19 protein-coding genes and 1 pseudogene are annotated in these 24805 nt (G+C 69.1%); 13 read left to right on the top strand and 7 right to left on the bottom strand.

Annotation, left to right across the window (positions count from 1 at the left end):
* Positions 1-81: 81 nt before the first annotated feature.
* The 4 genes from HR086_RS11990 to HR086_RS11975 all read right to left on the bottom strand — a co-directional run bounded on the left by HR086_RS11990 (position 82) and on the right by HR086_RS11975 (position 7222).
* The gene (locus HR086_RS11990) at positions 82-1353 is read right to left on the bottom strand and encodes an RNA polymerase sigma factor (RefSeq protein ID WP_174463785.1); all 1272 of its coding nucleotides are present in this window, start codon (positions 1351-1353) and stop codon (positions 82-84) included.
* A 52-nt stretch (positions 1354-1405) separates the two neighbouring features.
* Entirely contained in the window at positions 1406-1768 is a 363-nt protein-coding gene (locus tag HR086_RS11985) for a YciI family protein (protein WP_174458833.1), read from the bottom strand.
* A 102-nt stretch (positions 1769-1870) separates the two neighbouring features.
* Positions 1871-2695, bottom strand: coding sequence for a bifunctional hydroxymethylpyrimidine kinase/phosphomethylpyrimidine kinase (gene thiD, locus HR086_RS11980; protein ID WP_174465671.1), 825 nt, complete (start codon positions 2693-2695; stop codon positions 1871-1873).
* Between the two features lie 87 nt (positions 2696-2782).
* Positions 2783-7222 carry a hypothetical protein gene (locus HR086_RS11975; RefSeq protein WP_174465670.1) on the bottom strand — a complete coding sequence of 1480 codons (4440 nt, stop codon included), beginning with the start codon at positions 7220-7222 and terminating at the stop codon, positions 2783-2785.
* 108 nt (positions 7223-7330) lie between these two features.
* On the opposite strand from HR086_RS11975, the gene HR086_RS11970 reads away from it, so the two are divergent.
* The 12 genes from HR086_RS11970 (at position 7331) to HR086_RS11915 (ending at position 19158) form a co-directional block, all read left to right on the top strand.
* Positions 7331-8659, top strand: coding sequence for a glycoside hydrolase family 2 TIM barrel-domain containing protein (locus HR086_RS11970; protein ID WP_174465669.1), 1329 nt, complete (start codon positions 7331-7333; stop codon positions 8657-8659).
* Between the two features lie 135 nt (positions 8660-8794).
* A complete protein-coding gene (locus HR086_RS11965) occupies positions 8795-10012 on the top strand; it encodes a hypothetical protein (RefSeq protein ID WP_174465668.1) in 1218 nt (405 codons plus the stop codon).
* 7 nt (positions 10013-10019) lie between these two features.
* Entirely contained in the window at positions 10020-11018 is a 999-nt protein-coding gene (locus HR086_RS11960; protein WP_174465667.1) for a HEAT repeat domain-containing protein, read from the top strand.
* A gap of 47 nt (positions 11019-11065) precedes the next feature.
* Complete coding sequence (locus HR086_RS11955; protein WP_141642361.1) at positions 11066-11584, top strand: hypothetical protein; 519 nt, start codon at positions 11066-11068, stop codon at positions 11582-11584.
* Positions 11585-11744: 160 nt separating this feature from the next.
* Complete coding sequence (locus tag HR086_RS11950) at positions 11745-13127, top strand: ATP-binding protein (protein ID WP_174465666.1); 1383 nt, start codon at positions 11745-11747, stop codon at positions 13125-13127.
* Positions 13114-13665 carry a response regulator transcription factor gene (locus HR086_RS11945; protein ID WP_141642359.1) on the top strand — a complete coding sequence of 184 codons (552 nt, stop codon included), beginning with the start codon at positions 13114-13116 and terminating at the stop codon, positions 13663-13665. Before HR086_RS11950 ends, HR086_RS11945 begins: the two co-directional genes overlap by 14 nt.
* A gap of 170 nt (positions 13666-13835) precedes the next feature.
* Positions 13836-14306, top strand: a complete 471-nt coding sequence (locus HR086_RS11940; protein ID WP_174463802.1) for a hypothetical protein — start codon at positions 13836-13838, stop codon at positions 14304-14306.
* Positions 14307-14317: 11 nt separating this feature from the next.
* Positions 14318-14512, top strand: a complete 195-nt coding sequence (locus tag HR086_RS11935) for a hypothetical protein (protein ID WP_174458827.1) — start codon at positions 14318-14320, stop codon at positions 14510-14512.
* Positions 14513-14610: 98 nt separating this feature from the next.
* Entirely contained in the window at positions 14611-15264 is a 654-nt protein-coding gene (locus tag HR086_RS11930; protein WP_141642357.1) for an Isoquinoline 1-oxidoreductase subunit, read from the top strand.
* Positions 15261-15725, top strand: coding sequence for a (2Fe-2S)-binding protein (locus HR086_RS11925; protein WP_141642356.1), 465 nt, complete (start codon positions 15261-15263; stop codon positions 15723-15725). Before HR086_RS11930 ends, HR086_RS11925 begins: the two co-directional genes overlap by 4 nt.
* A 10-nt stretch (positions 15726-15735) precedes the next feature.
* A complete protein-coding gene (locus HR086_RS11920; protein ID WP_174465665.1) occupies positions 15736-18000 on the top strand; it encodes a molybdopterin cofactor-binding domain-containing protein in 2265 nt (754 codons plus the stop codon).
* A gap of 207 nt (positions 18001-18207) precedes the next feature.
* Positions 18208-19158 carry a hypothetical protein gene (locus HR086_RS11915; RefSeq protein WP_174465664.1) on the top strand — a complete coding sequence of 317 codons (951 nt, stop codon included), beginning with the start codon at positions 18208-18210 and terminating at the stop codon, positions 19156-19158.
* A gap of 10 nt (positions 19159-19168) precedes the next feature.
* Here HR086_RS11915 and HR086_RS11910 read toward each other — a convergent pair whose 3' ends face one another.
* From HR086_RS11910 to HR086_RS11900, 3 genes are all read right to left on the bottom strand, one after another.
* A complete protein-coding gene (locus tag HR086_RS11910) occupies positions 19169-19771 on the bottom strand; it encodes a hypothetical protein (protein WP_174465663.1) in 603 nt (200 codons plus the stop codon).
* 216 nt (positions 19772-19987) lie between these two features.
* Positions 19988-23302, bottom strand: coding sequence for a PAS domain-containing protein (locus tag HR086_RS11905; RefSeq protein ID WP_174465662.1), 3315 nt, complete (start codon positions 23300-23302; stop codon positions 19988-19990).
* Positions 23303-23407: 105 nt separating this feature from the next.
* A complete protein-coding gene (locus HR086_RS11900; protein ID WP_174465661.1) occupies positions 23408-24403 on the bottom strand; it encodes a hypothetical protein in 996 nt (331 codons plus the stop codon).
* Positions 24404-24609: 206 nt separating this feature from the next.
* Here HR086_RS11900 and HR086_RS11895 point away from each other — a divergent pair.
* Positions 24610-24805, top strand: a pseudogene (locus HR086_RS11895) (peptidase M28); the annotation flags it as partial.

The following is a 24805-nucleotide window of genomic DNA, read 5'->3' as shown; positions in this document are numbered from 1 at the left end:
CAAGGGGCTCCGCGCGGGCCCTTGTCGTGCGAGGGGCTCGCGCGGGCGAACCCCGACGCTCTCGCAAAGGCCCGCTTCGCGTCAGTCGGATGACGGGGGGCTCGCGAGCACCTCTCGCAAGCGCTCCTCCAGGAAGCGCCGCTCGGGCTCGGTGCGCACCAGCGCGAGTGCCCGTCGGTAGGAAGCCTCGGCTTCCCGCCAGCGGCCCAGTCGGCGCAGCAGCTCCGCGCGGGCCGCCGGCAGCAGGTGGTACGCGGTGAGCCTGCCAGAGGACTCCAGGTCATCGACCAGCGCGAGCCCTTGCTCCGGGCCGCGCGCCATCGCTACCGCCGCCGCGCGATTGAGCTCCACCACCGGGCCGGGGGTCAGCTCGGTGAGCCGTCCATAGAGAGCGGCGATCTGCTCCCAGTCGGTCTCTTCCGGACGCTTCGCCCGTGCATGGAGCGCCGCGATGGCCGCCTGGACGGTGTAAGGCCCGTGCGCGCCCAACGCCATCGCCGCATCGAGCTGCTTCAACCCCTCTTCAATCTCCTCGGCCTCCCACAAACTCCGGTCCTGCCGGTCCAACAGCACCAGCCCTCCGTCCTCGGCCACGCGCGCGCGGCGACGCGAGTGATGAAGCAGCATCAACGCCAGCAGCGAGGCCACCTCGGGATGGTGAGGAAGCAGCGAGCGCGCCAGCCTCGCCAGCCGCAGCGCCTCCGCGCACAGGTCCGTGCGCAATAGCTCCGTGCCCTCCGTCGCGGCATGTCCCTCCGAGAAGAGCAGGTAGATGGCGTGCAGCACGCCCCGGGTGCGCTCGGCCAGCGCGTCCGCCTCCGGAATGACGTAGGGGATGCGCGCGTCGCGAATCTTGCGCTGCGCCCGCACCAGTCGCTGCGCCATCGTCGCCGCGGGCACCAGGAACGCGCGGGCCACTTCCTCCGTCGTCAGGCCGCACAGCGTGCGCAGCGCCAGGGCCACCTGGATGTCCTCCGCCAGCGCGGGGTGGCAGCAGGTGAACAGCAGCCGGAGCGAGTCATCTGGATGGTCCTGCCAGTCCCTCCCATCCAGCGGCGAGGCGAGCTCCTGCTCCAGTCGCGCGATGACCTCCAGCGCATCCACGCGCGCGCCGAGCCGGGCCCCCCTGCGCACCCGGTCCACCGCCTTGTTCTTCGCCGCGCGCAGGAGCCACGCCCGAGGCTCCTGCGGCACACCCTCGCGCGGCCACTGGAGGAGCGCCGCCTCGAAGGCCTCCTGCACCACCTCCTCGGCCGAGCCGAAGTCTCCGCCCATGACCCGGATGACCGTGGCCACGATGCGGCCATAGTCGGCGCGCCAGGTCTGTTCGAGCAGCGACGGCAGGTCCGTCATGAAGACTCCACCCAGGCCCCGAGACACCGCCCCGGGGCCCGAGCAGCGGGCCTCAGCCCGCGGACTCGGAGAGTTCCCACACCGGGCGGATCTCGATGCAGCCCAGCCGCGCACTGGGAATGCGCGAGGCGAGGGCGATGGCCTCGTCGAGGTCCTTGGCCTCCACCAGATAGAAGCCTCCGAGCTGCTCCCGCGTCTCCGCGAAAGGCCCGTCCGTCGTCAGCCGCTTGCCGTCGCGCACGCGCACCGTCGTCGCTGTCTGCGTCGGTTGCAGCGCCTCGCCCGCGATGAGGTTGCCGCTCTTCTGGACCGAGTCCGTGTAGGCGAAGTACTCACCCAGGAGTTGCTCGGACTCCTCCTTGGACTTCGACTCCCAGGCCTTCTCGTTCTCGTAAATCATCAGCAGGTACTTCATGGGTCGGTCCTCACGGTGTTGGGGGAGCAGACGCTCCCGCCCAGGAATCGAACGGGAGGGAGGCGAATCGACAGCCTATTTCCGGAGGATTTCCGGACCGCGTCAGGAGGGTGTCTCCAGAGGGGAGAAGTGACTGAAGGGGCCATGGCCCCGTCCCAGGGCAAGGGGGTGCTCCAGGGCGGCGGTGACGTGGGCCTTGGCGCGCCGGGTGGCCTCGCGGGCGTCCTGCCCCAGCGCGAGCCAGGCGGCGATGGCGGCGGACAGCGTGCAGCCGGTGCCGTGGGTGTTGTGCGTCTTCACCGCGCGCAGGAACAGCGTCTCCATTCGCTCGCCGTCGAACCAGACGTCCAGGCCGCGCAGCTCCCCGGACATGCCTCCGCCCTTGATGAGCACCGCGCGCGGCCCGAGCCCGTGGATTCGCCGCGCGGCCTCCTTCATGTCGTCCAGCGTGTTCAGCGCCATCCCCGCGAGCAGCTCCGCCTCATGGCGATTGGGGGTGACGACGTCGGCGAGGGGAAGCAGGTGCTCCTTCAAGGCGCCGACGGCCGAGTCGTCGATGAGGCGTGCTCCGGCGCGGGACACCATGACGGGGTCCACCACGAGCGGGCCGGGCTTCAGGGCCTTCAGTCGCCAGGCGACGACGGAGATGATTTCGGCGTTGACGAGCATGCCCGTCTTCACCGCGCCCACGCCCAGGTCCTCGACGACGGCGTCCATCTGCGCGGCCACGGCGGCGGCGGGCAGGACGTCCACGCGGGTGACGCCCCGGGTGTTCTGCGCGGTGATGGCCGTGAGCGCGGTGGTGCCGTGGACACGGTGGAATGAGAAGGTGTTCAGGTCCGCCTGGATGCCGGCGCCACCACCGCTGTCGGAGCCGGCGATGGTGAGAGCCGTCGGCACGGGCTTGGGAGTCTCCATGGGCCGCATGCTGCGGCACCCGGAGCGTGGGAGCCACCCCAAACTCCGGGCACGGGCCCGCCTGGTCGCGAGCCCGCACCCGGAGTCATCCCGGCATCAGATGACGCTGCCTAGCGTCAGGAAGACGACCTCCGCCGCGCGCACCTCACCCAGGTTGGTGAAGCTCGTCGTGTCGATGAGCAGGGTCCACTCACCCAGGAGGCTCCGGTCATAGAAGGAGTTGGTGGCCGGGGTGGAACCGCCCAGGGCGATGCTGCACGAGTCCGTGAACGAGGCCGACTGGAAGGGCGTGGTGCAGGTCGCGTTGGCGAGGTCGCACGCCGGAGGGCCGGAAGCGCAGGCGGAGAAGGGCACGTAGTGCAGCACCTGCCGGTTGCCTCCGGAGGTGTAGTCGTCCTTGCTCAGCAGCTCGAACTCGGCGAAGTGGTTGCCGAGCTTGAAGCCATCCATCGTGTCGCGCACCAGCACGGCCGACACGTTGGCCGTCGCGCCGCTGGTGGTCACCACGTTGACGCGCACGTTGCGCACGCGGTGGCCCTTGCGCAGGGCCAGGTCCGGTGAGGCCGCCAGGTCCGTCGCCGTCACCTGGAAGCGCGCGCCCCGGTACGTCGTCGTCCCGTTGACCAGCTCGCCCAGGGGCTTGAGCCGCTCCAACTCGTTGACAGACAGCGCATGGAACGCGCTAGCGGGCAGGCGCCGGTAGTACTGCGCCGGACTCTGCACGGTGTGCGAGGCCAGGCTGTCCAGGCCCTCCACCAGCCGCGTCTTCATGTCCGGGTAGTTGCCCAGATGGAAGTCGATGTTGTCGCGGAAGGAGACGGGAATGGCGCTTTCACCGGTGCTCGGGTCGAAGGGCAGGTACTGGTACTCCGCCACGCGGATGAGCTCCCAGTAGCGCATCGTGAGCTGGTCCAACGTCCGCAGCGCCCGTGCGTACACCTGCTGGCCGATGAGGAGTTGGTCGAACTTCCGCAGCTCCGTGCCGCTGCCGAAGTGGAGGATGTCGTTGAGCGCGTCGCGCGCCGCCACCGCGTTGCGCTGGCGCAGGAGCGTCGTGTCGCGCTCCATCAGCGCCAGCTTGTAGTCCGCCTGGGCCTTGATGAGCTGGGCCTGAAGGTCCAGCAGGTCCAGGGTTATCTCCACCTGGGACTGGGCCAGGATTTCCTTCTTCACCTCGTCCGAGATGACGCTGCGCGCCGGGTTCTTCTGGTTGCCGTTGATGATGTCCCAGAGCAGTGTGCCGCCCGTCTTCAGCGTGTCCTTGAAGGGCTTGCTCTTGGCCGCCTCGGCGCCGCTGGTCTTCAGGGCCTCCCACACCTGGGAGTGGAAGGACGTGCTCGCGCTGCTCGTCGACCCCGCGCCGGGCACGGGCGTGGCGCTGGCCTCCGACTTGAAACTCTTCTTCATTTCACTCCACATGCTCTCCGCGCCATTCCCAACCAGGTCGGCGGCGAATTGTCCCCCGTACGAGGCGGCCACCTTGCCGATGACATCCAGGACGAAGTCCGCGAAGTCCTTGTTGTTGGCGTTGTAGTGGTTGGTGATGCGGGTGTCCGTCGCCTGGATGCTCTCGGTGAGCTGGGTGATGGCGGCCTTGCGGTTGTTCATGGACGTCTGCAGGGCGGTCAGCGCCGCGTTCGCCGCGGTGATGCGCTGGCTGTCCGCGGCCTCCTGGGCCTCCAGCGCGATGACTTCGGCGTTCATCGCGACCTGGTTCTGCGTCATCCAGGCGGACAACTGCATGCCATTGGAGAGCGCGAGCCACTGGTTCACGGAGCTGTCCAGCACGTCGTAGAGCGAGTCGAACTCCGCGCGGAGTTGCTCGTAGCGCAGGTGCGAGTTGAAGGGGGTCTCCCTGGCCAGACCGTAGAAGTTGCGCTGGCCCTGGAGGTAGCTCAGGCGGGTGACGTCGTGGGCCATCAGCGGGCACAGCGCGCCGTACAGGTACGCGGATGAGAAGGGCGCCTGCGCGTCGAGCGGCTCGTCACACACGAGGCCCGCCTGGGCGAGGATGCCCCCCATCTCCATGATGTTCTGCGTGTAGACGAAGGCGGCCCGCTCCAGCTCGCCGCGCTTGAAGAGGGTGTTGCCGTTCGCCTGGTTCACCCGCCATGACTGGGGAGCGAGCAGCGCGCGGAGCATGTCCACGTCCCGGCGCGCCGAGCGGAGGATGCGCTGCGTCCCGGCGATGCCCGCGGTGCCCGCGACGCCCGCGGTGGACTTGGTGCCCAGGAAGCAGGTGCGCTGCTCTTCCCGGGGAATGCACAGGTAGGTCTCCCAGTGCTCACAGGTGCCCGGAGGGGACTCGAGCACCGTCACCGTCACCGTCTTGGAGGGGCGGTTGCCGCCCAGACCCTTCTTGCCGCCGCCGGGCGCCACGGTGACGAGCTCCGCGCGCGTGTCCACGTAGCGCCCGTTGTAGGACTCCGACAGGGACACGTCGTGGAAGGTCTGCACCTTGTTCTTGCAGGCCAGGTCGCCGATGAAGGGGCTGTTGCGGCAGGTTTCGTCGGCGCAGTCCTTGAACCCGTCGTTGTCGTTGTCCAGCCCGTCCGTGCACTGCGCATAGGTGTTCTCCTGCGCGCCGCAGACGCTTCCCGTCAGGGGGCTGTTGCTGCACTGGAAGTCATAGCAGTCCGTCCAGTTGTCCCCGTCGTTGTCCACGCCGTCGCTGCACGTGACAGCGGTGGCTTCCTGGAGGAAGGGGTAGTCGTCCGGCTCGCATACCTTCGCGTACGGATTGCTCGCGCAGTTCGAGTCCTGGCAGTCCGTCTTGCCGTCGCCGTCGTTGTCCAGGCCGTCCGAGCAGGCCTGAGGGGTGCGCTCGGTGCCGCAGGCGGAGAGCACGCGCGGGTTGAAGCGGCACTCGTAGTCCGCGCAGTCCTTGTGGCCGTCCAAGTCATTGTCGAGGCCGTCCGCGCACGCCGCGTCGCTAGCTTCTTCCAGTCCGCTGGTGAGGACCAGCGCGGGGCCCAGGCCGCAGTAGGGATTGCCGAGGCAGCCCGGGTCCGAGCAGTCACCCAGCCCGTCGCCGTCATTGTCGAGCAGGTCGCGGCACTCCTCGTCGCCGCCCTCGCCCTGCGCTCCACACGTCGTCGAGTGGTTCAGGCACGAGTAGTCCGCGCAGTCGACGTACCCGTCGCCGTCGTTGTCCAGCGTGTCGCCGCAGGCGTCTTCGGAGAACTCGCTGTTGGACGGACGCGACTGCTGACAGAAGCCGCGCAGGCGGCACTTGGTGTCCGCGCAGTCCACGGCGCCATCTCCGTCGTTGTCCTTGGCGTCGCTGCAGGCCTCGGCGGAGGACTCCTTCTGGATGGGGCCCCAGGAAGCGTCAGCGCACACCGTGACGTGGGGGTTCTTGGAGCAGGCGTAGTCCTGGCAGTCCGCGAAGCCGTTGTGGTCATTGTCGATGCCGTCGCCGCACTGGGCGTTGTCCGCCTCGGTCAGCAAATCACACAGGGCGATGGCGGGGTTCCACCGACAGCGCAGGCTCTGGCAGTGCAGCGCCTCGTCCATGAAGCACTGCTCGGGCGTCACCGGAGAGGCCTTGTTCGGCTCGTTGACCAGGCCGGGGCCGCGCAGGGACGTGTAGCGGATGACGACGTCGCCGGAGCGTCCGCCGTTGCCGCCGTTGCTGCCGTTCTGCGGCGGCTTGACGATGGTGCCGGTGCAGTTGAGCTTGGGGTCGGGACCGTTGTTGCCGGTGACAGTGTGGGAGATGGTGGTCGGCGGGCCATCCGCGCCCAGCCAGCCGTCCTCGCCCCGCTCGCCCGTGGTGTTGACGCGCACGCCGTCGAGGACGTTGGTGTAGAGCACGAAGCTGCCGCTGTTCTGCCCGTTGCGTCCGGGGGGGACAATCGCGTCGGTCGGGTCCGGGTCAGCCTGCGCGGTGCGCACCACGGGAAGGGTCCGCAGCGGGAAGCCTCGGGACGTGTAGGCGCCAGAGGCGATGACGAGCGTCGCGCCGCCCGTGTCCACCGGACCCGCCAGCTCGACGACGGGGGCCACCACGACGACGGCCGCGTACTTGCGCTGGGTCGGGTCCTGCTCGGAGACCTCAAACAGGTTGGCGCACGCATGGCTGAATGAACAGGCGTTGCCGGGCAATGTCTGCCAGTTGACGACAGGGTTCTGCAGGGCGACGACACCGTCCGCGTGGGGCAGCAGGGCCTGATTGCCCTTGAGGAACACGGGATAGTCGCGGGCATAGGACGTCAGCACGCGCACCTTGTCGGTGGGCACGTGGCGCCCGGAGAGCACGCCGCGCAGGTCGTCGAAGCGGGGGCTGGGGAGCACCGCGAGCAGCTCGCCCACCGTGGTGTCCATTGTCGCGGGCGCCGCGGGCAGGCCGCGCAGCTCCGAGAACTCCATGGGCGAGGAGAAGGCCAGCGGCTGCGCGGTGGTGTCCGTCTCCAGCTCCGAGGATGTCCCATCGTCTCCCGGCGGCGTGCTGTCTCCACAGGCGCCCAGCACCAGCGCACAGGCCATTCCCCAGACTCGCCGCCGGCTCCGGCGGATGCTTCCCAAGAAGTTCATCGTGGTTGCTCCTTTGCTGGCGAGCTGAACGGGGTCCCTGGGATTCCTTCTCCGAGAATTCGTGGCACGCCGGAAATGGGAGCTGAAAGGAGTTACCATCCACGCCCCATGGCCCCTCGCTTCCGCCCCACTCGCGGCGTCCTGCTGTTGTTGTGTGCGTTCGTGCTGTGTCCGGCCCTGGCCGCCGAGGCCCGGACCGCCCTGCTGCGGGTGGACGGGCAATGGCAGCTCCAGGTGGATGGACGCCCCTATGTCGCCAAGGGTGTCACCTTCAGCGGCAGTGGCAGCTCCGCCGCGTATGAGCAGGACTGCGCGAAGCTGGCGGCCCTGGGCGTCAACACGCTGCGCACCTGGGGCGTGGGCGCGGAGACGCCGCTGCTCCTGGACGCCGCGCACAAGCACGGCCTCAAGGTCCTCGTCGGGCTGTGGATGCGGCACGGCCAGCCCGGCGCGGAGGATGACGACTCCTTCGACTACCTCACCGACACGGCGGGCATGAAGAAGCAGCGCGCGGACACGCTGGAGAGCGTGCGGCGCTTCAAGGACCACCCGGCGGTGCTGGCCTGGGGCGTGGGCAACGAGGTCATCCTCAACAGCCCCAGCGACGCGGCGAAGGAGGCCTACGCGCGCTTCCTGGAGGGCGTGGTCCAGGACATCAAGAAGTCGGACGCGAACCACCCGGTCATCTCCGTGGACGCGTGGGTGCTCGCGGTGAAGTGGTGGGAGAAGTTCGTCCCGTCGCTCGACGCGTATGGGCTCAACGTCTACGGCCGGGGCATCCATGCGCTGCCGGAGGCGCTGAAGAAGGAGGGCGGTACCAAACCCTGGCTCATCACCGAGTTCGGCGCGCAGGGCGAGTGGGAGGCTCCCAAGGACGTCCACGGCATTGCCCGCGAGCCGGATGACCAGGAGAAGTACGCCGTCATCGTCGACGCGTGGAACAACGCGCTGGCGCCCCACGTGAAGGCGGGCAACTGCCTGGGCCTGTTCGTCTTCAACTTCAGCTCGACGTTCGACCACACCAGCCTCTGGCTCGGCATGTTGTCGGGCAAGTCGACGCGGCCCGCGTGGCACGCGGTGCGCGAGGCGTACTCCGGTCAGAAGCCGGCGACGCCCCTGCCCGAAATCAAGGGCCTCACCGTGGAGGGCGTGAAGAAGGAGCCCACGGGGACCTGGGCGGACGTGCGCCTCGAGGCGAAGCCGGCCGACGACAAGCCGCTGGAGATCTCCTTCGCCTACAACTTCCGGGGCGCGGCCACCCGGTTCGAGCGCGGCGAGGTCATCCGCCTGCGCTCCACGCCCGGCGCCACACCGGGCTCGTGGCGCGTGAAGGTCCCCTCGGTGAAGGGCCCCATCAAGCTGTACGCGCTCGCCAAGGACGCCTCCGGCAACCTGCTGATGGCGACCAGCTCCCTGGTGCCACCCTCGGCCCCGTGAGCCGGCTCACCTGTCTCAAACACACACTCCGGGCGTTGGCGACAGGACTGCCCGTTTGTTGGATTGGGACGGATTTTTCCGATTTTTAAGAAATTAAAAGGAAGGCGAGGAGTCCGGTAGTAGGGTCGGCGGGGCATGAGTCCCGAATCGTCTTCGCGTCCCACACCCCCGGACGGGCCTTCGCGTTTCAATCGTCGCCGAGCCATCGCCTTGCTGGGCGGTGGGCTCCTGTTGTTGGCCGTGGGGCTCGTCGCCCGACGTGGCGGCGACGGCGTCGCCCCGGTCGAGTCGGTGGAGCCAGGCTCCGCCTCCGGTGTCGCCCCTTCACGCCGTGGGCCGGTCAAGGCGGGCGCTGCTCCAGGCGCTGAAGCAGGGGAGGAGGCCGCCGCGGGAGCGCCCCGGTACGACGCCACCACCTGCTGGAAGGACCTGGAGCGCTTCAACGAGGGCGTGAGTCTCGACACGTTCCGCGAGTGGGCCGCGCCGCTGCTCTCCTCCAGGGACCCGCTGGTCCGCATGTACTTGAAGGAGCGCCTGACGGAGCTCATCGGCAACGACGCGGGTCGGGCGAATGAGGTGCTGGGGTGGACGCGCGAGGCGGGGCCGAAGGAGTTCAAGGTCTTCGCGATGGCGCTGAAGGACTCGGAGGCCGTCCATCTGCCGGAGGTCTCCCGGAAGATTGTCGAGCTGGGGCTGGACGCGACGCTGGAGCCGGAGCGGCGTGCCGGGGTGCTGTCGTCGCTGGATACGCAGAAGCAGCTGTCGCCCGAGGTACTCACGCGCCTGACGGACTTCGCCAAGGACCCGGCGTCGGGCGAGGCGGGCTGGGCGGCGGCGCGGACCATCGCCCGGGTGATGAAGAACGACCATGAGCGGACCGCGAACGCGGCGCCATACCTGGACAAGCTGTTGAACATCGGCACGCAGTCGCTCGACGAGCACGTTCGGTACATGGCGCTGTCGACGCCCATGGAGACCGCGCCGGTGCTGGACGCGAGCGCCACCGACGGCTACGCGAAGGTCCTCACCACCGAGGGCAGTCCCGACGGACGCGGCGCGGCCGCGCACAACCTGTCGCTGTCCGAGGACCGGGCGAAGGTGTTGGAGACCTTCGCGAGCGCCTTCGAGCCGGAGAAGGACGTGTGCGTGCGCTGGGCGCTGTTCCGCTTCTCCGCGCGCGCCGCCGGAAAGGACGCGCTGCCCGTCATGGCGAACATGGCGCTCGTCGACCCGCGCTTCCAGGCGACGTACCAGGACTTCGAGCGCATCTACGCCAGTGGCGTCGTCGACTTCGAGCGCGTGTGGCTCGCGCTCGCGGACCAGGACCCCTACGGCTGCCTCCACCGCGACTGAGCTCTCCATGACGCGCACCTTCCTGCTGGCCCGGGCGCTCTGCCTGCTGACGTCGTTGTCCCTCCTGGCTCCCTCCCCGTCCCTCGCCCAGGCGACGGGGACTCCGCTCCCTCCACCCGCGCTCCAGCCGGAGACATGCTCCGTCGAGGGCTTGATGGACTCCATCCGGCGCGGGCTCCAGTCGAAGTCTCCGGCCTACCGCCGCTATCTGCGCGAGCTGCTGAAGGAGTCCGCCGTCACGCTGCCAGAGGAGCAGCTTCGCGCGGCCTTCGAGCGCGAGACGGAACCCCTCATGGTGGAGCACCTGGCGGCGGCGCTGGCCGCGAAGACGGACCGGGGCGAGAGCGTGGCCACCCTCCAACTCGTGGGGAAGCGGGCCTCGCAAGACGCGGACCCCGCCGTGCGCGCCGCCGCCACGCGGGCCCTTCGCCGCACGAGCGCGGAGGAGCACACCGGGGATTTGTACTCGCGGCTGGTGCGCGATGCCTCGCCCGAGGTGCGGATGGAGGCCGCGACGAATCTCATCGAGGACAACCAGTTCGTCTACGCGGGGTTCCACGGGCCGGCATCCGACACGGCGGTGGCGGCGGCTGCTGCTTCGAGCGATGCGAAGGTGACGGCGCGAATCCTGGGCAACATCTCCACGGCGGCCATCAGCAAGGAGTCGGCCGAGCAGCTTCACACGCTCTTGCGCGGCGATGACGCGGAGGTGCGCGCGGCGGCGGCGAAGGCGCTGGGGGGCGTGCCCGCGCCGGAGATGTCCCGCGCGCGCCAGACGTTGGTGGCGCTGTACCGCGACGAGTCGGACGTGGGCGTGCGCACGTCCATCCTCCAGAGCCTCGCCCGGCTGGGCTTCGCCAGCGCGGTGCCGGAGCTGCGGGGCTTGCGCAACGTCGACCCGCGCCTCGTGCCGGAGGTCGACGCGTGGATTCGAGCATTGAGTACGGGTCTTCAGGAGTGGAGCCTGATCCTGAGGGAGAAGCAGCGGTTGCAGCAGGCTCGATGAGCAGCAGTCCTTCTGGGGGCCGCATGGGCGGCCCGAAAGGAACAACGATGCGTAGCCCCAAGTCGCGCCTCGCGGCGCTGACGGCCCTGGTAGCCCTCCCCACCGCCGCACTCGCCTACACCGCCGTCGCGCCGTACCCCAGCACGGTGACGGCCACCACGTACTACTCCAGCGGCACGTACCACGGTGCCGTGGACGTCGCGAACTCGCGCTGCAACTACTGGGGCGCCGAGACGGGCGTCTCCGCCACCGTCTATTGGAACGTGACGGTCCGCACCTCCGGCGTCGTCTGCAATGGCAATGGCAGCGGCAACCAGAACGAGGCGCTGCTCAACCTCGGCAGTGGTTGGTCCTTCCGCCAGTGGCATTGGATCAAGACCAGCGACTCCTATGACCGCACCTGCAACCGCTGCCAGGTCGGCAACCTGGGCGGCACCGGCAACGCCACCGGTGCGCACTCGCACTTCCAGAAGGACCAGTACGGGACGAAGAACACGTCCTGGTACTCGTCCTACACCTCGAAGGGCGAGGCCTTGGACCGTGGTGAGCTGATGGGCTACATCTGACAGCCCGTGGTCGTCTGACGACTCTCCACTGAGCGTCGTCGGGCCCGCACCGGCCAGGGAAGCAGGGGCCCCGTGTCCCGCCTCCCTGGTCCGGTGTACGCGCGGCCCTGCGTCAACTTGACGCGCTCGCGAGGAGGGGACTCCCGAGGTAAGAAGAGGCGTGTTCCGCCCGCCCACCGACTCGCAGGCGGCCCCGCGCGGCCCCTTGTGGTCGAGACATCCCTCGCCGCGCTCCGCCTTTCATCGCTCCGCCCAGGACGTGGTGGACCTCTTGTCGTCCAGCGCGATTGCCCTGGGCTGGCTGGTGCGCCTGCGCTGGCACGCCGTCGGGGGCACCGCGCTGACGGTGTTCGTGGCCGTGCGAGTGCTGGGGCTGGACCTCCCCGTGGTGCCGTTGCTCGCGGTGGTGGCGACGACAGGCGTATCCAACCTGCTCCTCGCGCTGTGGCTCCGCCGCGCGCCGGTGGTGAAGTCTCATCACCTGGGAGGAGTGCTCGCGTTCGACATCATGCTGCTGACGGCGCTGCTCGCGCTGTCCGGTGGCCCCGACAACCCGTTCGCCATGCTGTACCTGGTGCACGTGGCCCTGGCGGCGCTGGTGCTGGGGCCTCGCTGGACCTTCGGCCTGTCGCTCCTGTCCATCCTGGGGCCCGCGCTCCTGGTCAATTTCCATGTCCCGCTGCGGGAGCTGGCGCACGTCTCCGGTTCGATGCCGGCGAACTCGCGACATGTGTTGGGGATGTGGGTCGCCTTCACGCTGACGGTGATGCTCATCGCGCTGATGGTGGCGCGGGTGTCCGCCGCGCTGCGAGACAGGCAGGAGGCCCTGGTCCGCGCCCAGTTGCTCACGGTGCGCGCGGAGAAGCTGGCGTCCCTGAGCACGCTGGCCGCGGGCGCGGCGCACGAGCTGGGGACGCCGCTGGGGACCATCGCCATCGCGGCCAACGAGCTGGAGGCCCTCATCCTGGAGGAGCCGCACGAGGCGCTCGAGGACGCGCGCCTCATCCGGGACCAGGTGGAGCGGTGTCGCGACATCCTGGAGCGGATGAGCGCGCGGGCGGGGCAGACCTATGGCGAGGTGCCGGAGCCAACGACGACCAGCGTCGTGCTGGAGCGCCTTCGCGAGCAGCTGTCCGCGGGGGAGCTTGCGCGCCTGCGCTTCGCGGAGGGCCCGGACCTGTCGCTGTGTTTCCCCATGCGCGGACTGGTCCAGGTGCTGGCCAACCTCGTGCGCAATGGCCTGCACGCGAGCGACGCCTCCCAGTCACCTGTCACGGTGAGCGTGCGCGGCGACGCGGGGCGGACGACCTTCGTGGTGGAGGACCAGGGCACGGGCATTCCGCGTGACGTGCTGGCGCGCCTGGGCGAGCCGTTCTTCACCACCAAGCCCGCGGGGCAGGGCATGGGGTTGGGTTTGTTCCTGGGGCAGACCTTCGCGGAGCTGTGCGGCGGACGGTTGGAGCTGTCGTCGGAAGAGGGCAAGGGAACGCGCGCCACGCTCGACCTGCCGTGCCGGAGGGAGCCTGTCCATGCCGCGGCCTGAGGTGTCCCCCGTGGTGCTCGTCATCGACGACGACGAGCCCTATCGCGAGCGACTGGTGAAGGCCTTCGGCCGCAAGGGCTTCGCGGCGCATGGCGCGGGCAGCGCGAAGGAGGCGCTCGAGTGTGCGCCCGTGCTGCGCCCCGGCTACGCCGTCATCGACCTGCGTCTGCCGGACGGCTCCGGGTTGGACCTGGTCCGTGAACTGAAGGCGCTGGATGCGCGCACGACGATGGTGGTCCTCACCGGCTACGGGAGCATCGCCACCGCGGTGGAGGCCGTGCGGCGGGGTGCCACGCACTACCTCTCCAAGCCCGTGGACGTGGACGACATCCTGCTCGCCTTCGCGGGGGCCACACTGCCGGCGGGCGAGGCCGTGGCGTTGGAGCATCAGGTGCCGTCCCTGGCGCGCGCGGAGTGGGAGCACATCCAGCGCGTGCTCGCGGATTGCGGTGGCAACATCTCCCAGGCGGCTCGGCTGCTGCGCATCCAACGCAGGAGCCTTCAGCGAAAGCTATCCAAGCACCCCGTGCGGCAGTGATTGACGCGGGGTGCGTCACCAAGACGCACGAGGCGGCGCGCGCGGTCCAGTAGGGTGACAGGCGTCGGAGGCTCGATGTCCCTGCCGCGCGCCGTCTCGCTCCCGCGCTTCTTCATTCGGCGACGAGGCCACGAGCGCCGGTCCTCGTCGGAGGCGGAGCGGTGAGTGCGATGGCGTACCCGGTGGTGCTCTTCATCCATTCGTGGCTGCGCTGGGCGGTGGTGCTGCTCGTCCTGCTCGCGCTGGGCAAGGCCCTGCGGGGCTGGTTCGGCGGCGGGGCCTGGACTCCCTCGGACCGGCGGCTCCAGGTGCTCGCGGTCTCCGCCTTCGATACCCAGATGTTGCTGGGGATGATTCTCTACTTCGGCCTGAGTCCCTTCACGCCCCCCGCGCTGGAGGGCGGGCTGCGCGCGAGCCTGTCCGTTCCCTCGCTCCGGTTCTTCAGTGTCGAGCATCCGACGTTGATGCTGCTGGCGCTCGCCACCGTGCACGTGGCGTCCGCGCTGAGTCAGCGCGCGGAAGCCCCCGTGTCGCGTCACCGCCTGTGGGCCCTGGGCCTCCTGCTCGCGATGCTCCTGGTCTCATTCGCGATTCCCTGGGCTGGACTGTCCCACGGCCGTCCCCTGTTCCGAGGCTTCTGAGGTCCGCGTCCATGTATGACTTCCTCTGGCTGCTGATGATGGCTCCTCTCGCGCCGAGCAAGCCTCGCGTGGGGAGGACTCCCGTGTCCTATCTGTCCGAGGTGCCTCGGCAGAGCCCTCGCATCGCTCCGCCCGCGCCGCCCGTGCGTCGCTCCCGCCGCACGCGGGCGAACTCGCGGCGTCCGCGAGACCCGGCCTCACGGTGAGGCGCGAAACAGGGGCGTGACTCCCACCTGCGTTGAGTGGCGCGCGCCCCGGAACATTCGGCTTGTGGTGCCGGGCGACATGCCGGAACCTTGTCGCGATGATGCGTGCTCTTCCGGTCATGGCCTCGGTGGTCTTCCTCGCGAGTGCCGGAGGATGTCGGCGTCAGCCCGACTCCGAGGCGGCGCGATGGGAGTCGTTACCTCCGGTGGACGCGCGCGAGCTGCGTTCGCTGGACATGTTCCAGCGCATCGAGGACCCGGCGCAGCGCTCACGCGCGCTGTTCCTGGAGACCAGTCGTGTCTACCTCCATCCGCGCTGCTCGAACTGTCACCCCGACGGCGACAGCCCCTATCAAGACTCCGGTGAGATGCTCCACAACCCTCCGGTGACGCGAGGCCCCGAGGACAAGGGGGTCGTGGGCATGGAGTGCACGGGGTGTCACCAGGAGAGGAACCTGGAGCTCGCGAGGGTGCCGGGGGCGCCGAACTGGCACCTGGCTCCGCGCTCCATGTCCTGGGTGGGCAAGAGCCCCCGCCAGCTGTGTGAGCAGCTCAAGGACCCCGCGCGGAACGGAGGCAAGACGTTGGAGCAACTGGTCGAGCACAACGCTCATGACAAGCTGGTGGCGTGGGGATGGGCTCCGGGCTCGGGCAGGCAGCCCGCGCCGGGGACCCAGGCGAGGTTCGGGGAGCTGGTCGCGGCCTGGGTGGCCACGGGCGCGCAGTGCCCCAGCGAGGAGGTACGGCCATGAGCATCCGGGTGCGAGTCAACGGAGTCGAGCAGGAGCTGGACGTCGACCCGGAGATGCCGTTGCTGTGGGCTCTGCGCGACGTGCTCGGCCTCACCGGGACGAAGTACGGCTGCGGTCAGGCGCTGTGTGGCGCGTGCAGCGTGCACCTGGATGGACAGGTGGTGCGCGCGTGCGTGACGCCCATCCGTCGCGCGGACGGGCGCGAGGTCACCACCATCGAGGGGCTGTCTCCCGATGGGGGCCATCCGCTCCAGCGCGCGTGGGTGGAGCTGGGCGTGCCGCAGTGTGGGTTCTGCCAGTCCGGGCAGCTCATGTGCGCGGCGGCGCTGCTGGCGAAGAAGCCACAGCCCACGGACGCGGACATCGACCAGTCGCTCGCGGGCAACCTCTGCCGCTGTGGGACGTACACGCGCATCCGCGCGGCCGTGAAGAAGGCCGCGGGCGTGCCTGACTCGAAGTAGCGAGGATGCGATGAGCCAGCAGCCCGTGGTGTTCACCCGGCGTTCCTTTCTCGAAGGACTCAACCTCTCCGTTGGCGGGCTGGCCCTGGGCCTGGTGCCCACGGTGTCGGCCGAGGCGGCGGCTCCGGGCGTGGGCGCGAAGTCGGCGCCGGAATTGCGGCCCAACGTCTTCGTGCACGTCGCGGCGGATGGCCTCGTCACCATCGTCTGTCACCGCTCGGAGATGGGGCAGGGCATCCGCAGCTCGATGCCGGTGGTCATCGCGGACGAGCTGGGCGCGGACATGGCCCGGGTGAAGGTCGTCCAGGCGGTGGGAGACGCCGTCTACGGGGACCAGAACACCGACGGCTCCAGCAGCATCCGAGGCGTCTTCCAGGCGCTGCGCCGCACGGGCGCCACGGCGCGCACCATGCTGGTGGCCGCGGCGGCGAAGCGCTGGAAGGTGAAGCCGGAGCAGTGCGAGGCGCGTGACCACGCCGTGTACCTCCGGGGGTCGGAACGCTCGCTGGGCTTTGGTGAGCTGGTGGCGGACGCGGTGAAGCTGCCCGTTCCCAAGCCGGAGGCCGTCCAGCTCCGGCCGCTCTCGGAGCTGCGCCGGGTAGGTACGGAACTGCCGCTGCTCGACGGGCCCGCGTACGTCACGGGCAAGGCCGTGTACGGCGCGGACGTGAAGTTGCCGGGGATGCTCATCGCGGTGGTGGCCCGTCCGCCCGTGGTGGGCGGAAAGGTGACCCGCTTCGACGCGACGCGGGCGCTCGCGATTCCCGGGGTGAAGCAGGTGCTGGAGCTGCCCACGCCTCAGCGGCCCTATCTGTTCCAGGGCTGGGGCGGCGTGGCGGTGCTGGCGGAGAACACCTGGGCGGCGATGCGCGGTCGCGAGGCGCTGGACATCACGTGGGAGAACGGTCCCAACGTGTCCTACGACTCGGAGAAGTACCGCGAGGCGCTGCTGGAGTCGGTCCGAGCGCCGGGCAAGCCGGCCCGGTCCGTGGGCGACGTGGACAAGGCGTTGGCCAGTGCGGCGCGCGTGGTGGAGGCCGAGTACTACGCGCCTCACCTGTCCCATGCGCCCATGGAGCCGCCGGTGGCGCTGGCCCGTGTGGAAGGGGGCGTGTGCGAGGTGTGGGCGCCCACGCAGCACCCGCAGGCGGCGCGCTCCGAGGCGGCGAAGATGGCGGGGCTGCCGGAGGACAAGGTGACGGTGAATGTCACGCTCCTCGGTGGCGGCTTCGGGCGCAAGTCAAAGGCGGACTTCGTCGCGGAGGCGGTGTTCCTCGCGAAGGCGGCCGGGGTGCCGGTGCGCGTGCAGTGGACGCGCGAGGACGACATCCGTCACGACTACTACCATTCGGCCAGTGCGCAGCGGTTGAGCGCGGGATTGGATGCGAAGGGCAAGCCGACGGCGTGGCTGCATCGCACGGCCTTTCCGGCCATCCGCTCGACGTTCTCCGAGGACGTGACGGGGCCGGTGGCCAGGGACTTGAACCAGGGTGTGTTGGACCTGGCGCTCGACATTCCCAATGTCCGGGCGGAGATGGGCGAGGCGCTGGCGAAGGTGCGCATTGGCTGGCTGCGGTCCGTGAACAACATCTTCCACGGGTTCGCGGTGGGCTCGTTCATGGACGAGCTGGCGCATGCGCGAGGCGTGGACCCACGTGACAACCTGCTGGAGGTGATTGGGCCCGCGCGTCACGTGTCGGTGGCTGAGCTGGGCGTCACGGCGCTGCCGAACTACGGCGCGCCGGTGGAGAACCATCCAGTCGACGCGGGGCGTCTGCGAGGGGTCATCGAGCGCGTCACGGAGCTGTCGGGCTGGAGCGAGCGCGAGAAGAACGGGCGCACGCTGGGGCTCGCCGCGCACCGCAGCTTCCTGAGCTATGTGGGCGTGGTGGTGTCGGTGAAGAAGGACGCGGTGGGCAAGGCGCGGGTGGACGAGGCCTGGGTGGTGGTGGACGCGGGGCTCGTCGTCAATCCGGACCGGGTCCGCTCGCAGATGGAGGGCTCGATCATCTTCGGGATGAGTCTGGCGATGTATGGCTCCATCACCATGAAGGACGGAGCGACGGAGCAGTCGAACTTCCGGGACTACCGGCTGGTGCGCATCGTCGATGCGCCTCGGGCCATCCACGTCGACATCGTGCGCAGCGAAGCGGCGCCCGGTGGAGTGGGGGAGCCCGGCGTGCCGCCCGTGGCTCCCGCCATCGTCAATGCCATCTTCGCGCTCACGGGGACTCGTGTCCGTGAGCTGCCCATCATCCGGACGGTGCCTGTGTAGAATTGGGGTGGCGCTGGCCGTGCTGTGTGGGAATGGGCGCGCGGCTGGCCGCGTCAATGTGTGGATTTGCCAGGGGGAATGGCGTCCCGTCAGTGGCAATGCTATCCGAGCTGAGCGCCTTCCTGGTGCCTGCGGTTGGATGTGCCTCGAAGTGATGTTCCCGCTTTGAAGTCTGTCTCGCATTGCATGACGCGGAGCCATGGGACCATGAAGAAGACAAGCAGGCTGACGCTGTCCATGTTGGGGACGGGGGTGGCGATTGTCGCCCTGGGTGGAGTGGGCTGGCCTCACGCGGAGGCCGCCGAGTCCACCTTCGTCGACCCCACGCTGGCGCCCGCGCCGTTCTCGTGTCCCTCCGTGCGCGCCACCGGTGACCGCGCGGATGGCACCACGGACTACAAGGTGAAGATCCTCTATGTGGTGCCCTCGGATGGGGTGGACCGCGCGCTCGACACGAGCGGGGCTCTTTGCCGGTCCGTCCAGGCTCAGTATTCGTGGTTCACCTCCCAGACGACGAACGGAGCGGCGCTCCGCTACGACGTCTCGGGCTCCGTGTTGGACATCCAGTTCGTCCGTCTGTCGAAGACGGACGCGGTGATGAAGGGCACGGCGAACACTGGCAATGTGAACACGGGTTACGCCTATGTCCGTGATCGCATCGAACTCGAGTTGGCCGCGATGGGCTTGCTCAGCGACACGCGGAAGCTGTACGCGGTCTACTATGACGGCACCAGTGAGTGGTCTTGTGGTGGCGCCCCGTGGCCTCCGACGCTGATGGGCAGGGTCACCGCCCTCTACCTCAAGGGATTGCCGAGCGGCCCGGTGCCTTGCGCCTCGAATCCCATCGGTGGGTCGAGCACGCTGCCGGGGTACATCGAGTTCGCCATGCTGCATGAGACGCTGCACGGGCTGGGCATCGTCCCCGCAGCCGCGCCCAATCAACACGCCTCGGGCCATGTCTTCGATTCGGCGAGAGACTTGATGTACGCCGCGAGGCCCGGGACGTCGGACCCCGGTTGGGACATCTACTCCGGAGCGGTGGTGCTCGATTCGGGTCGAGACCAGTACTACGGCCACTCGGGCAGTCAGCTCGACCTGGACCAGAGCGCTTTTCTCTCTCCGCTCCCTCCAGGCGCGCTGGCGCCGCCGGGGTGGTGAGCCGCCGTCGCTAGGGTCGTCGTTCGATGTGCAGGGGACCCTGGAAGGACGCGGGCGGGGTCAACTCCCGCTCGGTTTCGAGTGGGAAGCCTTCCCATTCCCGGACCGGGGGGCGCCCCTGGAACCCATCGCAGGAGCCATCGTCTCGCCATGCGGAGCGGAACGAGTGCGTGGACCACGTCGAGTCATCCGAGCGCACCCGGTACTTGCCCAGCACGGGGAACGGCATGCGCGGGAAGATGGGGAACGTCATGAACGCCGTTCCCGTGCAATCCGCCGTCTCGAAATGGACCAGGGCCGCCAGGTCAGAGAGGGGCGTGGAATGCCATGGGAGGGAGGCCTCGTGCGTGGGCTGGCCCGACTCGAAGTCGAACCTCCAGGTAAACCCTTGCGAATCGATGAGGTACGGCGCGCAGACAGGGAAGGCCACGGTTCCCTTCGCATCCACGAAATACAAACCATCACACGTCTGGGTCTCCCCAGGGACACCCTGTTCTCCGGAGGGGCCAGGCTCTCCCTGGGGCCCCGGGGGTCCTTCCATTCCCTCACCACACCCCGCCATCGCGAACATCACTGCGCACAGCCCTCCACGCATCATCACGGTTCCACTCATGCTGGGTTCTCGAGGATGACCTTCGGTGTCGAACTCACGGGCCCCGGGTCGCTCGTCATGGAGCAACGCGGAGGCGCCGTGCCGGCCGCCGTGGCTTGAGTGCAAGCGCCGTGCTGCCACGTGTCGCGGGTGAAGAGCGAAGCCACGAGGGCCATTCTGTGCGCCGGGCGATGCACGATGTGCAGCCGCGTGCTCGACTCCCGCTCCCACCGCCCGTCAGTGAATGGACGGCGGCGAGGACGGCTCCGGCCCCGTGAGCGGCAATTCGACGACGAACGTGGCGCCATGCCCGCGCTGGCTCTCCGCGCGGATGGTGCCCTGGTGGGCCTCGACGATGCGACGACTGATGAAGAGCCCCAGCCCCAACCCGCCATAGTTTCGCGCCGACACGGCGCGTCCGAACTTCTCGAAGATGCGGCTCAGGTCCTCGGGGGCGATGCCGATGCCCTCGTCCCGCACGGTGAGTCGCCCGCGTCCCTCGCGCTCCTCCACCCGGATTCGCACGGGCCTGCCGGACCCATACTTGATGGCATTGGACACGAGCCCCCGCACCACCTGCTCCAGCCTGCGCGCGTCCCACCGGCCCATCACCGGCACGGGCGCCTGGACGTCGAGCGCGCAGTCCGCCTGTGCCGCCTGCGCTCGAAGCTGATCCGCCACTTCTCGAGCGACGGCCGACAGGTCCACCCGGCCCAACTCCAGGGGCAGCGGCGCGCCCGTGAGCTGGGTGACGTCCAGCAAGTCGTTGATGAGCGCGGCGAGCTTGCGCACCTGGAGCGAGGTGCTCTCCGAGGCCCGCAGCACGCTCTCTCGCAGGTGCTCCTCGGACGTGGACGTCGCGGCCTCGCGCGCGAGCCCCTGGAGCTTGATTTGAAGCGGCGTGAGCGGCGTCTTGAGCTCGTGGGAGGCCACGGTGAGGAACTCGTCGCGCAGCCGCACCGCTTCGTGGAGCCGCACCTCGATATCCTTCAGCTGCGTCACGTCCTGGAGCGCCAGGACAATCGTCGCCGGATGCCCGTACATGGAGGGCAACTGCTCTGAATCCACCAGGAACTCCCGCGGAATCCCCGGGCCGAGCTGCCACGTCAGCGGTGTCCGTCTCAGGGTCTCCCCCCGCGCTGCCCGCGCACCCGGAGTCTGTTCATTGGGGATGACCCCGCCCTGGGGGTCGAGGACGCGGTAGACGGTGTCGTAGCGCTGCACGGGGACACCCAACGGGAACTGGCCTCCGGTGAGGTTGCGGGCCGATTGATTGGCGAAGAGCACCTTGCCGGTGTGAGGCTCCATCAACAGCAGGGCGATGGGGCTGAGGTCCAGCACCGACTCCATCCACTTCTGCTGACTGCCCAGGTGCGCGGCCAGCTCCTCGGCCTGATGCCGGGCACGGACCTGCTCCGTCACATCCAGCGCGAAGGACATCACCGAGTCCACCTGCCCGCGCGCGTCCCGCAGGGGCTGATAGGTGATGTTGAAGTAGCGCTGCTCCAGGCCCTTGCCGTGGAGGTTCAGCAGCAGCGGCATCTCGGTGGTCTTCACCTGCTGGCCTGTCTCGTAGACCTTCGCCAGCGTCTGGGAATACTCCCGGCCCTTCTCGTTCCTCTCCGCGAGCTCACGCAGCGACTGCCCCACCAGCTCCGCGTCATTCGACATCCCCTTGAAGATGGGATTGACGAGGGTGAAGAGCTGCTCGTGTCCGGAGATGATGGCGATGGAGGCAGGCGCGCTCATCAGGATGTCGTAGAGCCGCGCGCGCTGGCTCTCCACCTCGGCCTCTGTGCGCTTGCGGTCGGTGATGTCGTTGACCAGGACGACACAGCCCTGGATGCGGCCCTGGGCGTCCGCGCTCGGCACGTACGTCGACTGGACATGGAGCGTCCGGCCGTCGCGCAGCGCGAGCGCCGTCTCGTACGTGACATGCTCGCCCGCCAGGGCCTTGCGCACCCAGTCCTTGAAGAGGGGATAGAGCGTCTCTCCACCCACCTCTCGAATCGTCCGTCCCACCACGTCGCTGGGGCGCAGGCCGAACCAGGTCTCGAAGGCGCGGTTGCAGAAGAGGTAGCGCTCGTCCTGGTCCAGGTAGCCCACCAGGGCGGGGAGCGCGTCGGTGATGGTGCGCAGCTGGTGCTCCCGTTGCCTCGCCTGCTCCCGGCTCTGCTCCAGCGCCTCCTTCGCCAGGGCCTGCTCCGTCATGTCCCGCTGCGTCCCCCACACCCGCACGAGCCATCCGTCCTCGACGACACCGAAGAGATTGGCCAGGCGCACCCGCATGACGCCGTCCCGGTCCGGCAGCCGCGTCTCCAGGTCCTGCACGCGGAAGCCGCCGCGGACGAAGCCGCGGATGGAGGCACCCTGGGTGTCCCCGACGCGGGTGACGAGCTGACGCAGGGTGCAGCCCACCATGGCGCGAGCCGATTCGAAGCCGCTCATGCGCGCCATGACCTCGTTGGTCTCCGCGATGCGCCCCGTGCTGGCCATGGCCTCGACGAGCGCGTCCTCCGTCAGGCGCGTGTCGAGCGGCGGCTCCATCTCCAGGCGCCAGATGCCCTCCGTGCTCTGGGCGACGAAGGTCCGGTAGCGCTCGTCGCTCGCCGCGAGCGCCAGGGTCGTCTGACGCAGCTCCTGCTCCGCCTGCTTTCGCTCGCTGACGTCCTCCGCGGTGGACATCCACTCGCGCACCAGGCCGTCCTCATCGAACACCGGCACGCCCCGGACGATGACGTCGCGCCAGGTGCCGTCGTGGAACTGCAGCCGCAGCTCACCCCGGTAGGGCTCCCGGGTCTCCAGCGCGCGGACCCACTCCTTCATGAAGCGGCCACGGTCCCCGGGGTGGATGGCGTCGAGCCAGCCGAGTCCCAGGTGCGCGCCCAGGGCCTGGCCGGTGAAGGCCATCCAGCGTGGCGCGGGCTCATTCAGCGCGCCCCGGGCATCGGTGGTCCAGACCGTCTGCGCGGTGGCCTCCACGAGCGAGCGATAGCGCTGCTCGTTCATCCGGATGGCCTGATTCGCCCGTTTCTGCTCGGTCGTCTCCACCACGGTGATGCCCACGCCTTGCAGCGCGCCGCCCGCGTCCCGCACCGGGAAGTAGTTGATGACGAAGTTGCGGGGGACTCCGGCCTCCTTGGCCGTGCTCCCGACAATCTCCAGATTTCGCACCGCCAGCCCGTGCTCGATGACCTGCCGGTAGTGTGGCTCGATGGTGGGCCACAGGTCGGGGACGACGTCGCGAACCTTGCGGCCCAGATGGGCCTCGCGTGGCAGGCCGTTCATCTCCGCCAGCGCGTCGTTGATGTGGATGAAGCGCAGCTCCAGGTCCACGAAGGCCAGGCCCACGGGGGCGCCGGCGACCATCGTCTCGAGGAAGAAGCGCGACTGCTCCGGGGAGACGCCCTCGATGCTCTCCTTCTCCGTCTCGCTGGCGCCTGGTCCCCGCACGGTGCCCCCGGCCGTTTCACCCTGGACGAGCTGGCAGGGTGACGGTGCCTGCTCGCTGTTCCGGGAGCACGACACCTCCACCGGAAGCTGTGCATCCACGGCGGCTCGGGGGAGCCACGAGCTCCCCATGAAGCGAGCTGGCCGCCGCCCGGAGACGCGCGGGAGGCGGAGGGCTGGCGCTCGACGGGCCGCCAGCCCGGGCCCTCAGATTTCGTGGGCCGTCTGCTCGTACACGAGGACCTTGTACGACTGAGGGAAGAGGATGACGTAGAGGCTGCGCCAGTTGTCCCCGTTGGGGCCCGTGGAGAACGTGCGGTAGTAGCGCTTCACCTGCACCGTCTCCACGCCGTTGCCGTACGTCTCCAGCATGACGGGCAGCAGCGGCCGGAACTGCGAGTACATGGCGTCGTTCAACTCCGGCAGGCTCAGCACGAGCGGCGCCGGGTCGCTGCGGTAGCCGATGTAGCGGCCCTGGGCGAGCACGGCCGCGGCGGCCTGCGTGAGCGTGGCCTCGCCCGAGTACGGCCACTGGTAGTCGAGCCGACGCAGGTACGACGTCGCGTCCTCGCGCACCTGATTGGCGGTGTCGAGCGTGTACTGGAGGCGCTCGGTGAGCGGATTTTCCACGTACGTGAGCACGGCCCCCGCGGGCGCCGGCTGCGGGTTGGGCAGGCACGTGCCGCCCACACACGCCGCCTGGAGGCGGAACTGCTTGTCCACTCCGTTCACGAAGCCCACCACCACCAGGTACTCGCCCGTCTTCGGCACCGTCACCAGCCCCACCTTGCTCAACGTGCCGTAGCCGGAGTCGTCATCCTGCGCGTGCAGCGTGGCGCCGTAGCTGCCGCTCGCGTCCTTGGGGCCATAGAGGAGCAGGCCGGTGTCCAGGTACATGGAGCTGCCCAGGTGCGTCACCTCCAACGCGAGCTGCGCGCCCGCGTTCGCCTGGAGCGTGTAGCCGAAGTACCCCGGCAAGGTGCTCGGGTAGCCCGCCACCGCGCCGCCGATGGCCAGGGGACCCTTGAGGGTGGTGCTGTCCGCGATGTTGCCGCTGGCGGGAAGCGTCGGCGCGGAGATGAGCGCCTGCGTGCCTTCCTCCAGCGTCCCGTCTTCCAGCGCGGCCTCGGGCGCACCACCACAGGCGCCCAGGAAGGCCACCGGCAACATCCACAGCCAGGCTTGCTTCAGGTTTCCACGCATCGTCTCGGCCCCGTGTCAGTGAGGACGGAGGCGCGGGTTTCGCTCTCCGGCGACCGCCCTGGGTGTTCGGGCCCGTCTGCCATTCCTCAACCTGAAACTCAAGCAACCGAATTGAAACTTCATTTGCGCTTGTAGTCCGATGTGCCGAGAAGACCTTGGCACCTCGCGCCTTGAATGAAACCCATGAGGCTGGGAATGCTGGCGCCATGTTCCCATCCCGCATGTCCTGGCGCTGGAGCGCCGCGTTGCTGTCGCTGGTCCTCGTTTCATCCGTGCGAGGGGAGGCCCAGGAGGCCGCCGCGCCCGGGGGGCGGGAGCGCGAGGTGATGTTGCTGACGGGGGCCCTGTTGGGCCCGACGCCGATGGTGGAGGACCTGCGCTCGCTGGTGGACGAGGTGGGTG

It is taken from the genome of Myxococcus sp. CA039A (assembly GCF_013336645.1).
GTDB lineage: Bacteria > Myxococcota > Myxococcia > Myxococcales > Myxococcaceae > Myxococcus > Myxococcus llanfairpwllgwyngyllgogerychwyrndrobwllllantysiliogogogochensis.
The sequence above is the reverse complement of the archived record's forward strand: the minus strand, read 5'-3'. Positions and strand labels throughout refer to the sequence as shown.

Excerpts from the sequence above, each read along its gene's own strand:
- HR086_RS11990 (WP_174463785.1), bottom strand. The coding sequence starts at position 1,353 with ATGACGGACCTGCCGTCGCTGCTCGAACAGACCTGGCGCGCCGACTAT.
- HR086_RS11985 (WP_174458833.1), bottom strand. The coding sequence starts at position 1,768 with ATGAAGTACCTGCTGATGATTTACGAGAACGAGAAGGCCTGGGAGTCG.
- thiD (WP_174465671.1), bottom strand. The coding sequence starts at position 2,695 with ATGCGGCCCATGGAGACTCCCAAGCCCGTGCCGACGGCTCTCACCATC.
- HR086_RS11975 (WP_174465670.1), bottom strand. The coding sequence starts at position 7,222 with ATGAACTTCTTGGGAAGCATCCGCCGGAGCCGGCGGCGAGTCTGGGGA.
- HR086_RS11970 (WP_174465669.1), top strand. The coding sequence starts at position 7,331 with ATGGCCCCTCGCTTCCGCCCCACTCGCGGCGTCCTGCTGTTGTTGTGT.
- HR086_RS11965 (WP_174465668.1), top strand. The coding sequence starts at position 8,795 with ATGAGTCCCGAATCGTCTTCGCGTCCCACACCCCCGGACGGGCCTTCG.
- HR086_RS11960 (WP_174465667.1), top strand. The coding sequence starts at position 10,020 with ATGACGCGCACCTTCCTGCTGGCCCGGGCGCTCTGCCTGCTGACGTCG.
- HR086_RS11955 (WP_141642361.1), top strand. The coding sequence starts at position 11,066 with ATGCGTAGCCCCAAGTCGCGCCTCGCGGCGCTGACGGCCCTGGTAGCC.
- HR086_RS11945 (WP_141642359.1), top strand. The coding sequence starts at position 13,114 with ATGCCGCGGCCTGAGGTGTCCCCCGTGGTGCTCGTCATCGACGACGAC.
- HR086_RS11940 (WP_174463802.1), top strand. The coding sequence starts at position 13,836 with ATGGCGTACCCGGTGGTGCTCTTCATCCATTCGTGGCTGCGCTGGGCG.
- HR086_RS11935 (WP_174458827.1), top strand. The coding sequence starts at position 14,318 with ATGTATGACTTCCTCTGGCTGCTGATGATGGCTCCTCTCGCGCCGAGC.
- HR086_RS11930 (WP_141642357.1), top strand. The coding sequence starts at position 14,611 with ATGATGCGTGCTCTTCCGGTCATGGCCTCGGTGGTCTTCCTCGCGAGT.
- HR086_RS11925 (WP_141642356.1), top strand. The coding sequence starts at position 15,261 with ATGAGCATCCGGGTGCGAGTCAACGGAGTCGAGCAGGAGCTGGACGTC.
- HR086_RS11920 (WP_174465665.1), top strand. The coding sequence starts at position 15,736 with ATGAGCCAGCAGCCCGTGGTGTTCACCCGGCGTTCCTTTCTCGAAGGA.
- HR086_RS11915 (WP_174465664.1), top strand. The coding sequence starts at position 18,208 with ATGAAGAAGACAAGCAGGCTGACGCTGTCCATGTTGGGGACGGGGGTG.
- HR086_RS11910 (WP_174465663.1), bottom strand. The coding sequence starts at position 19,771 with ATGAGTGGAACCGTGATGATGCGTGGAGGGCTGTGCGCAGTGATGTTC.
- HR086_RS11900 (WP_174465661.1), bottom strand. The coding sequence starts at position 24,403 with ATGCGTGGAAACCTGAAGCAAGCCTGGCTGTGGATGTTGCCGGTGGCC.